Raw genomic sequence first — 12,025 nt, forward strand, 5'->3', positions numbered from 1 at the left:
GATACGCTGAACGACGCACAGGGAGGCTTCATGTTGCGAAGAATCACCCACCGGACAACCTACCGTGCGCTTTGGACACTGCTGCTGACGCTATTGTGCGTTTCGCCGACGCGCGCCGTGGGCCTGTACGGCACGGTTCGCGATACGGCCGACCAGCCCCTGCGTGGCGTCATGGTCACCGTGACCAGCGCCAGCGCGGCAGCCCCGGTGACCAAAGTGTTCAGCGATGGCAGCGGTGCGTTTCGGGTGCCAGACCTTGGTGCCGGGGTGCGCGTGAACTCCCTGTACGTGAAGGCGAGCCGCCTGGGGTATCGGCAGACGCAGCCCGCCGCCGCCGCAGTGACAGACCTGCGTCCACCAGTCAGCGGCGATGCCGCCAAGGTAGACTTCGTGCTCGAACCGGTGTCCGACGTGGCCGAACAGGTGTCGGCCTCGGCCTGGCTGGCGCGCCTGCCCGATAGCCCGCAGCGACAGCAGGTGGCAGTCCTGTGCACGCAGTGCCACCAGATGCCGTCGCCGCGCGTGAAGCGCTTTGCCGCCACACTCGCCGACCAGCCCCTGACGCAGCGGGTCGATGCCTGGCGCGCCATCATCAAGATGATGCGCACCGTGGGTATCTACGGTGCCTTGCAGGCCGAACACGCCGCGCCGCTATCCATGGAAGAACTGGCCAAGCCCGAACAGAGCATGTTCAGCCAGGTCGACGAAGACTTGTTGGCGCCCTATCTTGCGGAGCATTTTCCCAGCCAGTTCGATACCTATCCGGTAGCCGAAGCGGCCCGCCTGCAAGCTCCGCTCGGCGTCACTGGTCGCACCGTGATTCGCGAGTATCCGTGGCCCGAGGGTTCCTTCGTGCGCGAGACGGCGGTGGTCGACGGCCAGGTATGGGTGTGCGATATCGCCCGCAACCGCATCGGTCGGCTGGACCCGACAAGCGGTGCTTACCTGTGGCAGGACGTGCCGTTACTGGGCGCGCCCGCGCCCCATACGCTGGTTCCGGATGGCGTCGGCAATATCTGGATGACCCTGCTGGGCAGCGCCGGCCAGATGGCGGCGCGCTTCACCCCGGCCAACAATCAATGGCGCATATATGACGGCTTTCCGGTCGGCCACATGGCGCACGACCTGTCGCCAGGCCCGGGCTACCGCATGGCCTTCGACCCCCAGGGCTACGGCTGGGCGACCGTCATCAGCCACAACCAGGTTGTCGGCTTTCATCAGGACAGTGGCCAGGTCCTCGGCCCGTTCGACCTGCCATTGCCGGAGGGTGAGAACCCGATTCACGTCTCGGTGTATGGCGGGGCACTCAGCCCGGACGGCAATTACTGGTACGCCCAGTATTTTGGTGAGGTCGGGCGTTTCAACACCAAGACACGGCGTGTCGATCACCGCATCGAACTGCCGCGCGGCAGCGGCCCGCACCGCATGGTGCTGGACGAAAAAGGCCTGCTTTACGTGTCCCTGATCGGCGCCGGACAGATATTGGTGTACGACACTGCTGCGCTGGGGGAAGTGGAGCGCATCACGCTACCGGATACCGCCAGCGCGCCATACGACGTCATGTACGACCCGGCGCGAAAGGCGCTGTGGATGGGCACCGTCAACAATGACAGTCTGTTCCGCTACGACCTCGACACACGCCGTTTCAGCGAATACCCGCTGGCGATCGCGCACCTGAACATGCGCATCATTGCCGTCGATGCCAACAGCGGCGATCTGTGGATCGCCAACTCGCCCATTCCATACAACGAGCCGGCCATGCGGCGGGTGTTCATGGTGCACCCGGGAGATATCTGAGACCGCGGCCGAACACGGGGGGCTGTCAGCCCGGCGGCAGCGGCCGCACCTGAGCGGCGGCGTCCCGCGCCCGCTGGCGAGCAGTGTTGACCGTATCGGCACGTGCCAGGGCCACGCCCATGCGTCGCTTGGGAAAGGACTCGGGCTTGCCGAACAGGCGTATGTCGGTGCCCGGGATGCGCAGGGCCTGCTCGACACCGGCGTAGCCGATGCCGACCGCCTGTAACTGGCCGTAGATCACCGCACTTGCGGCCGGGCTGACCAGTTCGACATCGACCGGCAGACCCAGAATGGCGCGCGCGTGCAGGTCGAACTCCGACAGCCGCTGACTGGCGAGGGTCACCAGGCCAGTGTCGTGCGGACGCGGGCTGACCTCGCTGAACCACACCTCGTCGCCGCGCACGAACAGCTCCACCCCGAAAATACCGCGCCCACCAAGCGCCGCCGTTACCCGCCCGGCAATGTCCCGCGCACGTCCCAGCGCGGTTTCGCTCATCGCCTGCGGCTGCCAACTCTCGACGTAATCGCCATGCACCTGGCGGTGGCCAACCGGCGCGCAGTAATGGGTTTCGATGTCCCCGTCGACGCCGCGGCTGCGTACCGTCAGCAGGGTGATCTCGTACTCGAAGCGGATCAGTTCTTCCACGATCACCCGCGCCTGCTGCACCCGGCCAGCGGCGAGCGCGTACGCCCAGGCCGTTTCAAGTTCGGCGGCGTCGTGGACCAGGGACTGGCCCTTGCCGGACGAAGACATGACTGGCTTGACCAGGCACGGGAAGCCGACCCCGCCGGCCACCGCCGCCTGCAGCCCCGCCAGACTGTCGGCAAAGGCGTAGCGCGAGGTGGGCAGGGCCAACTGCTCGGCTGCCAGGCGACGAATGCCCTCGCGATTCATGGTCAGCTGGGCCGCGCGGGCGGTGGGAATGACCTCCGCCAGACCATCGGCTTCGATTTCGAGCAGGGTCGCCGTGGCGATGGCTTCGATTTCCGGCACCACCAGATGCGGCCGCTCGCGCTCGATCAGCGCCCGCAGCGCCGCGCCGTCGGTCATGTCGATCACGTGCGCGCGGTGCGCCACCTGGTGGCCTGGTGCATTGGCGTAGCGGTCGACGGCGATGGTCTCCACGCCCAGTCGCTGCAGGGCGATGATGACTTCCTTGCCGAGCTCGCCGGCGCCCAGCAGCATGACGCGTGTGGCATTGGCGGCGAGCGGGGTGCCTACGTGCATGGCGAGGTCCTGGGACAGGCGACGGGAAGCGGCATTGTCTCAAGCGGCACCGGCGTAACGAAACTCCCAGCGCTCGGCGTGCAGTTCGCGCTCCCACACCACCCGCGTCGGCGGCAGCACAGTCAGCTGCCAGGTCTGGTGCTGATTGCGATAGGGCTGCGCCACCTGCCGAAACGGCTCCGGCGTGAGCAGGGCCAGGCACACGCCGTCCACCTGCCGCGCGGAGCCATAGCGGATCAGCTCAATGCCCGCCCCGCGCGCCTGCTCGGCCAGCGCCTGGCTGACGCTGTAGTCGGCCGGATCGGTCAGCGCCAGCCGCGTATCGGCAAACACCGCGGTGGTCAGATCGAGGGCGTAGTCAGTGGCGGCGTGGAATTCGAACAGCGTGAGCATTACCGTGGCCGACTCGCCAGCCAGGCCCGCGCTGTCGCGGAAAAATCGCAAACGCCAGTACCCGGCCTCGGCACAGGCGGTGGGCCTGTCCTGCGCGCCATAGAACACGCCCGGATGGGTGCGCGCCCGAAAGCGCGAACCGCCGACCGGCGGCCGGTAGCGAAACGGCGTCGCCAACAGCCAGTGCAGATCGCCCGCCGCTTTGGCAGCCGGCGGCTTGGCGGTGTCGAGGATGTCTTCCAGCAAGCGCTGGTCGTCCAGGTTGCCGCGCGCCAGACGCAGCGTGGCTACCTGGTGCTGGGCTTCCACCGCCCGCCAGCCGCTGCCAGCCCAGTGTCCGGCCTCAGACGCGAGCGCGGTGGGCGTCCAGGTACTCACAGGCGTGCAGTAGCCCGTCCACGCGCTTGATGGCGTCGATCGGCCGGGCGTTTTCGAAAGTCAGGTTGGCGCTGCGCAGCCAGCGGCCGGCCAGGGTGTCGTCACCGCCAACCATGGCGGCAAGCGAGCGGTACAGGCGAACCAGATGGGCCGCCAGCTCGAACGGCTTGCTGCCCGGCACCAGTTGGTATGCCCCGTTCAGCAAACGCGAGGCGGTCGGCTGACTGACGCCGATGATGGCCTTCAGCTCGCTCGGACCGATCTGTAGCCGGCCAGCTGTTTCAATCAGTGCCTGAGTCAGTACCCGGCCCGTGTCGGACACGGCAGCGGCCAGCGCCTGGGTCATGGCGAATTCTCCGTAGGCAATCTATTGCTTGTGTATTCTCAGGAATAACCCAGCCAATGACAAGCCCTTATAACGGGGAGTCTGCCTCCAAAGCGGCCAGCACCTGCGCCGTGTGCTCGCCAAGCCTGGGCGACCGGCCGCGAACCGCGCCCGGCGTGGCGGACAGATGCACGGGCACACCGGCAATGGTCACCGGCCTGGCACTGCCCGGTTGTTCCACTTCCACGAGCATGCCGCGGGCTGCAAAGTGCGGGTCGTTAAAGATCTCGGCTGCATCCTGCACCGGCCCGAACGGCACCCGGCCGCCGAATATGGCCTTGATCTGCGCCTTGCTGCGCGAACGGGTGAAGCCTTCGACAACGGCGGTCACATCGGCGCGCCGCTCCAGGCGCGCGGCATTGGTTGCGTAGGCCGGGTCTGTGGCAAGTTCCGGGCGGCCGATCGCCTGGGCCAGCTCGACCCAGAACTTGTCGGTGGGGCAGCCGACAGCGACCCAGCCATCCGCCGCACGAAACAGCCCGAACGGGCACAGCAGCGGGTGGCCGTTGCCCTCCGGACCAGCCACCGCGCCGGTGTAGCTGTACTGGTGCACCAGCCGCTCGCACAGGGCCAGCACGCCATCAATCATGGAAATGTCCAGAAACTGCCCCTGGCCGCTGCGCTCGGCGTGGCGAACCGCGGCCAGGATGCCGAAGGCCAGCATCAATGCCGGCACCGTGTCGCCGACGCCCGGACCAATTTTCAGCGGCACGTCGGCGGCCGGGCCGGTAATCCCCATGATGCCGCCCATGGCCTGAGCCACCACATCGAAGGCGGGCCAGTCGTTGTAGGGACTCTCGCCGCTGCGCGGGTCACCAAAGCCACGAATGGCCCCGTACACCAGGCGCGGGTTGATCTGCGCCAATACCTCAAAGCCGAGGCCCAGGCGTTCCATTACGCCGGCGCGGTAGTTCTCGACCAGCACGTCGGCGCTCGCCACCAGCTTCAGGAGTGCGGCGCGCCCGGACGGGGCCTTCAGGTCCAGCACCACGCTTTTCTTGCCGCGGTTGATGCTCTGGAAATAGCCGCCGAAAGCGCGCTCGTGATCATCCGCCCGGAACGGCGCGAAACGGCGCGCGGGATCGCCCTCCGGCGGTTCGATCTTGATCACCTCGGCGCCGTGGTCGGCCAGCAGTTGCGTGCAGAACGGCCCCGCCAACACCTGTGACAAATCCAACACCCGTAGCCCAGCCAGGGCCCCCGGACTCACGTGCCGCCCGCGAGCAATTGGCGACCGATGACCTTCAGTTCCAGGATCGGCTCCACGCCTTCGAAAATCGGCAGCACCTGGGCGTCGGCCACATAACGGGCAATCGGGAACTCCTCCGCGTAGCCCCAGCCACCGTGCAGCAGCTGCGCCCGCTGCGACACATCCACCGCGACCCGGCAAGCGTAAAGTTTGGCCATCGCAGCCAGCAGCCCGGCATCGGCGGCGCGGGCATCCATGGCACTCGCCGCGGCGTAGCTGAGCTGGCGTGCCGCCTCGGTGCGCATCACCATCCAGCCAAGTTCATAAGCGGTGCTCTGAAACTCGCCGATCGGCCGCCCGAACTGCCGCCGCTGCTGCGCATATTCCCCAGCAGCTTGCAGGCTGGCCTGGGCCAGGCCGGTGGCACGACCGGCGGTCTGCAGGCGCCCGGCGGCGAAACCGGCCATCTGGTAATAGAAACCGCGACCCGCCTCGCCCACCAGCCGGTCGCCGGGTACGAACCAGCGCTCGAACTGCAAGGTAAACGAGTGCATGCCCCGATAACCTGGCGTGCGATCGGCCTTGCCGGTAAGCCGCCCACCGCCCGGCTGGCGAAGATCGAACGCATGCCCGAGGCAACGTTCCTTCTCCACGATGAACAACGACAGTCCGCGGTGGCCGGCGGCCGGATCAGGATCGCTGCGCGCCAGCAGCGCCAGTACGTCGGCCCGCCCGGCGAAGGTGCTCCACGCCTTGGCGCCGTCGATCACCCAGCCGGCCACGCCGTCCTGGGTCGCCGCAGTCGCCCGGCAACGCAGCGCAGCCACATCGGAGCCGGTATCGGGCTCCGTCACCGCCACACCAACCATCAGTTCGCCACGCGCCACCGGTCCCAGCCAGCGCTGTTTCTGTGCCTGTGTACCGCCAGCCAGCAGCGCCTTGGCCAGCACCTCCGGGCGGGTAATCAGGCTGCCGGCGGCCGGCAGCGAGGCGCATGACAGTTCTTCGGTAGCCACCACCATGGCCAGGTTGCTCATGCCGGTACCGCCGTACTCGGCCGGAATCGACATGCCGAAAAATCCAAGCTCGGCCATGGCGCCGATCAGATCTTCCGGTACCAGCAGGTCTTCGAGATGGATGTGCTGGGCGAGCGGCGCCACCCGTTCGGCGGCAAATCGGCGCGTCGAGTCCCGCAGCGCGGCGATCAGCTCGGCATCGGCAGCGACCAGCGCACCGTGGTTGGCGTACTGTTCAACCTCGCCTTGCGCCGCCACGGCGCGGAAGTTGGACTCGGCGAGCGTCGCCGCCAGGGCCTCACGCGAGCCTGGCAGGCACAACGCCGCCACGTCCGCGGCCGTCAGGCCAAAATCGGCTTGGTGTCTTTCCGCCATATGCACGGCGTCAAAGGCTACCTCGGCGGCAAACAGCGTTGCCGACAGGCCCGGGGCAGCCTGGGCGGTCGCCCAGTGCGTGAGCGCCCGCGCCGCCGCCACGCGCGCCGCAAGACCGGCGTAGCGACGCACGGCCATCTGGTGATTATCAATATCCCGCCCGGCCGCGGTGCGCTGCACCAGCCGCTGATGCAGCGCTGTCGACACGGCGGCCGCCAAAACCAGCGCCGCCCCTCCGTGGTCACCTGCCGTCATCCTGCCTCCCCATCAGCGCCGCGCGGCGGCAGCGCCTTGACCACGGCGATTACCGTAGCGCCTCAGAGCGGGGATTATCTGACAGCCACGGTAGCTGACCTAGCGGTGGCCGTTTCGATCACGCTGGCTGCGAGTCGGCTGGCTTCGGCAGTTCCGCCGGTGACCGTGCCCGTTCATGGGCAGCGCGACGTTTCAGGTAGGCCTCGCGGGCGATCCTCAGGTCTTCCACGAACAGCGGCAACTCGTCCAGGGTGAGCGCCTGCGGACCATCGACCAGCGCCTTGCCCGGCTCCGGATGGATGTCCACCAGCACCATATTGGCGCCGGCGACGACACCCTGCACGGCGGCGTGATGGATGTCCTCGATCCCGTCCGGGCTGAGGTCACGACGACCGACCGCATGGGAGGGATCCACACACACCGGCATACGCGTGAGGCGCCTGACCACCGGCACCTGGGCGAAATCCACCAGATTGCGATGCGGTTCGCCAAGATTGCTTTTCACTCCGCGCAGGCAGAACACCACCCGCTGGTTGCCCTCACTGGCCAGGTACTCGGCGGCGTTGAGCGACTCTTCCAGGGTGATGCCAAAACCGCGTTTGAACAGCACCGGAAATTCATGCTGGCGACCGATCGCCTTGAGCAGCTCGAAGTTCTGCGTATTGCGCGTACCTACTTGCAGCATGACACCGGTGCCATTGCCGGCCGCGGCCAACGCGTCATGGATCTCCTGAATGTGTTTCTCGTGCGTGACTTCCATGGCGATGACGCGCACACCATGGCTGGCCGCGGATTCGAACACGAACGGCAGGCACGCCGCGCCATGACCCTGAAACGCATACGGACTGGTACGCGGCTTGTAGGCGCCCATGCGCGCGCAGCGCAGGCCCTGCGCTGCCAAGGCGCGAAACGTGCGGTCGACGTGATCGCGGTTGTCGACCGCGCACAGGCCGGCGAACAGCTCGAAAGTCTCCTGGCTGAAGCTGACGCCGTTGTACTCGAAACCGCTCGGCCGGAAATCGTCCTTGTGGCGACCCAGGATGCGGTACTCGCGAGACACCCGCACCACACGGTCGACACCCGCCAGTTCGGCGATTTCCTCCCGGTCCAGGGTGGCAGTATCACCAATCAGGTAAATCTCGGTCAGGGTTTGCAGATCACCTTTCACTTCGTGCACGCGGGCGCTGACACCGGACCGATGCGACAGATACTCCATGATCGCCTCGAACAGCGGTGTTCCCGGATGAACTTGTTCGTCAAGAATGAGAATCATGCTGCGTCTCGTAGGTATCAGCGGCGCCAAATGCTAGGCCAGCATTAGCGCCAGGTATTGGTCGGAAGGTCAGTGCCCATGCCCCGACCCGAACAGGCAGACACGACCCCATGTCTGCCCGCAAAAGCACCCTGGCCGCTAGCGGGCTTGCAGCGCGGCCTGCCAGGGTCGTTGCCCGGCGCCGAACGCCACGAACGGAACATTCAGCAGCGACACCTTGTTATACCGCAGCGGTTGCAGGGCGAAATCGGTCAGCTCACCTCCGGCCTGCTCCAGGACGCACTGCGCGGCGGCGGTGTCCCATTCGCTGGTGGGTCCGTGGCGGGGATAAAAATCCGCCTCGCCCGCTGCCACCAGGCAGATCTTGAGTGAGCTGCCGATCGGCACGATCAGGTGCCCCGGCAAGGTCGCCAGCACCGCCGCGAGCTCGGGGCTGGCATGCGAGCGGCTGGCTACCACGCGCAGTGGGCCGCCATCGTAACGACTGACCTGTAAGCGGCGCTGGCTGCCGTCGGCGGCGATATGACACGCACCGGCGCCCTCTGCCGCCGCGTAGACCTCGCCACGCACCGGCACCTGCACCACGCCCAGCAGCGGTTTACCACCATCGATGAGCGCGATGTTCACCGTGAACTCGCCGTTACGCTTCACGAACTCGCGCGTGCCGTCCAGCGGGTCCACCAGCCAGTAGCGTTGCCAGGCACGGCGCTGCGGATACGGGATGCTGTCGGACTCTTCCGACAGCACGGGCCACTGTGGCGTCAGCGCGCGCAGGCCGGCTACGATCAGAACGTGGGCGGCGCGGTCGGCCGCCGTCAACGGCGAACGGTCGTCCTTTTGCTCAACCGCGAACTCGCTCTCGTAGACTTCCAGTATGGCGGCGGCGGCGCGGCGGGCAATTTCAATCACCGCTGGCAACAGGGTGACAGGATCGGAGGCAACAGACATGCGAGGTCCCAGGAGCGGTAGAACGATAACGAGTAGGTAGAATGCAGCACGCTGTGAACGCCGCCGCCGAATGAACGATCAACTTACCAGACTCGCCAGCCGCGCCGAAACCCTGCTTGACCGCGTCGAAGCGTTGCTGCCGCCACCGCCCGTCGACATCGACTGGCAGCACACACTGGCGGCCCGGTGGCAGGCGCGGCGCGTCGGCCATGGCCTGCTGCTGCCCATCGACCAGCCGCAGCCGGCGCAGTTTGACGACCTGATGGGCATCGATCGCGCAAAAACCGCGCTCGATCGCAACACCCGCCAGTTCCTGGCCGGCGCACCGGCCAACGACGCCTTGCTGTGGGGCAGCCGCGGCACCGGCAAGTCCTCGCTGATCAAGGCGCTGCTGACGCGTTATGCGGGCAGCGGATTGCGCCTGCTGGAGGTGGACAAGGATCACCTGGTCGACCTGCCGCACATCGCCGCAGCGGTGTCGGGCCTGCCGCAGCGCTTCATCGTGTTTTGCGACGACCTGTCCTTCGGCAGCGACGAGCCGGCTTACAAGGCACTTAAAGTCGCGCTCGATGGCTCGCTCAGCGGCGGGCGTGAGCACCTGCTGATCTACGCCACCTCCAACCGTCGCCACCTGCTGCCGGAATACCAGGAAGAAAACACCCTGACCCGGCACGTCGGCGAGGAAATCCACTTCGCCGAGGCGGTGGAAGAGAAGATCGCCCTGTCCGAGCGCTTCGGACTGTGGCTGGCGTTTCACCCCTTCGACCAGGACCGCTACCTGGATATCGTGCGGCATTGGCTGACGCGTCTGAGCTGCGCGGTCAGCGAACCGGCCGACATGCGCGAGCAGGCGCTGCGGTGGGCGCTGACGCGCGGCAGTCGCAGTGGCCGCAGCGCCTGGCAGTTTGCGCGGGATTACGCCGGTCGCGCGCGCCTGGGCGAGGCGCCATGAGTACCCCTGCGGCGACTCTCGGATTCACCAAGATGCATGGTCTGGGGAATGATTTCGTGGTCATCGACGGCGTGCGTCAGCAGGTCGATCTGAGCCCAGCCCAGGTACGCGCCATCGCCGACCGCCACTTTGGCGTGGGCTGCGACCAGCTACTGCTCATCGAGGCGCCACGGCGAGACGATGCCGACTTCACCTACCGCATCTTCAACGCCGACGGCGGCGAAGTGGAACACTGTGGCAATGGCGCCCGCTGCGCCGCACGCTTTGTGCACGACCAGGGGCTAAGCGAGAAGACCAGCCTGATGTTCGATACCCTGGGCGGGCTCATCCGGCCACAGCTGCTGGCCGATGGCGAGGTCAGGGTGGACATGGGCATTCCCTGTTTTGAGCCGGCGCGTATTCCATTCGATGCCCCAGCCGAAGCCCTGGACTACACGATTGAGCTGGCCGGCGGCCCGGTGCGCGTCGCCGCGCTGGCCATCGGCAACCCGCATGCCGTGCTGCGGGTGGACGATGTCGCCACGGCGCCGGTCGCAACGCTTGGCCCGCAGCTGGGGGGGCATACCCGCTTCCCGCGGCGCGTCAACGTGGGGTTCCTGCAAGTACTTGGCCAGAACGAAGGGCGGCTGCGCGTCTACGAACGCGGTGTTGGCGAAACTCTGGCCTGCGGCACGGGCGCTTGCGCGGCCTTCGTCGCCGGCTACCGCTGGGGCATGTTCGGACCAACCGCCACGCTGCACCTTGCTGGCGGTGCCCTGCGCCTGGCCTGGGCTGGGCCGGACACCCCGGTATTTCTGACGGGTCCGGCCGTCACCGTCTTCGAGGGCACGCTTCGCCAATGAATAAATCCACCATGAAACCCGCTGCCGACGCCGCCCAGGTGGCCGCCTATCTGCTGCTGAACCCGAATTTTCTGGAACAGCACCCGCAAGTGTTCGAAGCGCTCAACGTGCCGCACCCAACGGGTGGGGCGGTATCGCTGGTCGAGCGTCAGGTCGCCGCCCTGCGCGAGCGCAACCATGCCCTGACCGCGCGCCTGGACGCCGTGATCGATGCCGCGCACCGGCACGACGACCAGTACGGCAAGCTGTTCGAGCTCGCCGTGGCGTTGGCCGCCTGCCACGCCATGGCCGCCGTACTACACGCCCTCGAAACGCACCTGAAACGCGATTTCGGTACCGACGTCGTGCGGGTGTTGACACCGGTGGCACCGCCGGAGGCGCTCAAACAGGTGATCACCGACTTCGATCCGGCACCGTTCGCCGCCGACCTTGAGCATGGCAAAGCGCGCTGCTTGCCGCCGGGCGACCTGCCGACCGTACACGCCTACCTTGGCGAGGAACTGGGCTCGGCCGCCGTGCTGCCGCTACCCACCGGTCGCACGGGCGCCCTGTTGTTACTTGGCGCCCGCGATGTCGAGCGCTTCAGCCCGGAGCTGGGCACGCTGTTCCTGGACCGCCTGGCCCGCTTGATGGGCGCACATTGGCACGGTCGCCTGGCCGAGTGAGCGAGTCCTCGTCCATCGAGGTGTTTCTTGCCGCGCTGGGCGACCAGCAACGGGTCAGCCGGCATACGGTGGCCGCGTATCGGCGCGACCTGCTGCGCTGTCAGCACGTGTTGCCGACCCTGGGGGCGCCGACCCTGGCCGCGCTGACGCCACCCCAGATGCGCAGCCTGGTGGCCGCGCTCGCCCGTGAAGGACTGTCCGGGCGCAGCATCGCGCGCCTGCTGGCCGCGCTGCGCAGCTACTACCGCCATCTGATTGATGCAGGCAGCCTGCGGGCCGATCCGGCTGCCGGCATCCGCGCGCCCAAGAGCCCACGCCGGCTGCCGGCC

At 67.2% G+C, this 12,025-nt stretch carries 12 protein-coding genes; 5 read left to right on the plus strand and 7 right to left on the minus strand.

The features are described from left to right. Positions 1-30 precede the first annotated feature (30 nt). Positions 31-1,797, plus strand: a complete 1,767-nt coding sequence (locus ABZF37_RS05350) for a hypothetical protein (RefSeq protein WP_372717557.1) — start codon at positions 31-33, stop codon at positions 1,795-1,797. A 25-nt stretch (positions 1,798-1,822) separates the two neighbouring features. Here the strand turns inward: ABZF37_RS05350 and purT are convergent, their stop codons facing one another. The 7 genes from purT to cysQ form a co-directional block, all read right to left on the minus strand. After that, the gene (purT, locus tag ABZF37_RS05355) at positions 1,823-3,025 is read right to left on the minus strand and encodes a formate-dependent phosphoribosylglycinamide formyltransferase (RefSeq protein WP_372717559.1); all 1,203 of its coding nucleotides are present in this window, start codon (positions 3,023-3,025) and stop codon (positions 1,823-1,825) included. Positions 3,026-3,064: 39 nt separating this feature from the next. Beyond that, on the minus strand, positions 3,065-3,796 hold the full coding sequence (locus ABZF37_RS05360; protein WP_372717561.1) for an RES family NAD+ phosphorylase: 732 nt from the start codon (positions 3,794-3,796) through the stop codon (positions 3,065-3,067). After that, positions 3,762-4,142, minus strand: coding sequence for an antitoxin Xre/MbcA/ParS toxin-binding domain-containing protein (locus ABZF37_RS05365; protein WP_372717564.1), 381 nt, complete (start codon positions 4,140-4,142; stop codon positions 3,762-3,764). The genes ABZF37_RS05360 and ABZF37_RS05365 overlap by 35 nt, the downstream gene beginning before the upstream one ends. A gap of 67 nt (positions 4,143-4,209) precedes the next feature. Then, positions 4,210-5,409, minus strand: coding sequence for a CaiB/BaiF CoA transferase family protein (locus ABZF37_RS05370; protein WP_372717581.1), 1,200 nt, complete (start codon positions 5,407-5,409; stop codon positions 4,210-4,212). Then, a complete protein-coding gene (locus ABZF37_RS05375; RefSeq protein ID WP_372717567.1) occupies positions 5,388-7,016 on the minus strand; it encodes an acyl-CoA dehydrogenase family protein in 1,629 nt (542 codons plus the stop codon). The genes ABZF37_RS05370 and ABZF37_RS05375 overlap by 22 nt, the downstream gene beginning before the upstream one ends. A gap of 118 nt (positions 7,017-7,134) precedes the next feature. Then, on the minus strand, positions 7,135-8,289 hold the full coding sequence (locus ABZF37_RS05380; protein WP_372717569.1) for a 3-deoxy-7-phosphoheptulonate synthase: 1,155 nt from the start codon (positions 8,287-8,289) through the stop codon (positions 7,135-7,137). A gap of 138 nt (positions 8,290-8,427) precedes the next feature. Continuing rightward, positions 8,428-9,237, minus strand: coding sequence for a 3'(2'),5'-bisphosphate nucleotidase CysQ (gene cysQ, locus ABZF37_RS05385; protein WP_372717571.1), 810 nt, complete (start codon positions 9,235-9,237; stop codon positions 8,428-8,430). A gap of 70 nt (positions 9,238-9,307) precedes the next feature. On the opposite strand from cysQ, the gene ABZF37_RS05390 reads away from it, so the two are divergent. The 4 genes from ABZF37_RS05390 to ABZF37_RS05405 form a co-directional block, all read left to right on the plus strand. Further along, the gene (locus ABZF37_RS05390) at positions 9,308-10,189 is read left to right on the plus strand and encodes an ATP-binding protein (protein ID WP_372717573.1); all 882 of its coding nucleotides are present in this window, start codon (positions 9,308-9,310) and stop codon (positions 10,187-10,189) included. Then, positions 10,186-11,031, plus strand: coding sequence for a diaminopimelate epimerase (gene dapF / locus ABZF37_RS05395; RefSeq protein WP_372717575.1), 846 nt, complete (start codon positions 10,186-10,188; stop codon positions 11,029-11,031). The genes ABZF37_RS05390 and dapF overlap by 4 nt, the downstream gene beginning before the upstream one ends. Positions 11,032-11,042: 11 nt before the next feature. Continuing rightward, positions 11,043-11,696, plus strand: a complete 654-nt coding sequence (locus ABZF37_RS05400) for a DUF484 family protein (protein ID WP_372717578.1) — start codon at positions 11,043-11,045, stop codon at positions 11,694-11,696. Next, the coding region (locus ABZF37_RS05405; RefSeq protein ID WP_372717579.1) for a site-specific integrase at positions 11,693-12,025 on the plus strand (333 nt) is incomplete at its 3' end. The genes ABZF37_RS05400 and ABZF37_RS05405, both read left to right, overlap by 4 nt.

Source organism: Immundisolibacter sp. (assembly GCF_041601295.1).
Taxonomy (GTDB): domain Bacteria; phylum Pseudomonadota; class Gammaproteobacteria; order Immundisolibacterales; family Immundisolibacteraceae; genus Immundisolibacter.

What these genes read in the sequence shown, in the direction of transcription:
- ABZF37_RS05350 (WP_372717557.1), top strand. Translation starts at nt 31, where the DNA reads ATGTTGCGAAGAATCACCCACCGGACAACCTACCGTGCGCTTTGGACA.
- purT (WP_372717559.1), bottom strand. Translation starts at nt 3,025, where the DNA reads ATGCACGTAGGCACCCCGCTCGCCGCCAATGCCACACGCGTCATGCTG.
- ABZF37_RS05365 (WP_372717564.1), bottom strand. Translation starts at nt 4,142, where the DNA reads ATGACCCAGGCGCTGGCCGCTGCCGTGTCCGACACGGGCCGGGTACTG.
- ABZF37_RS05375 (WP_372717567.1), bottom strand. Translation starts at nt 7,016, where the DNA reads ATGACGGCAGGTGACCACGGAGGGGCGGCGCTGGTTTTGGCGGCCGCC.
- ABZF37_RS05380 (WP_372717569.1), bottom strand. Translation starts at nt 8,289, where the DNA reads ATGATTCTCATTCTTGACGAACAAGTTCATCCGGGAACACCGCTGTTC.
- cysQ (WP_372717571.1), bottom strand. Translation starts at nt 9,237, where the DNA reads ATGTCTGTTGCCTCCGATCCTGTCACCCTGTTGCCAGCGGTGATTGAA.
- ABZF37_RS05390 (WP_372717573.1), top strand. Translation starts at nt 9,308, where the DNA reads ATGAACGATCAACTTACCAGACTCGCCAGCCGCGCCGAAACCCTGCTT.
- dapF (WP_372717575.1), top strand. Translation starts at nt 10,186, where the DNA reads ATGAGTACCCCTGCGGCGACTCTCGGATTCACCAAGATGCATGGTCTG.
- ABZF37_RS05400 (WP_372717578.1), top strand. Translation starts at nt 11,043, where the DNA reads ATGAAACCCGCTGCCGACGCCGCCCAGGTGGCCGCCTATCTGCTGCTG.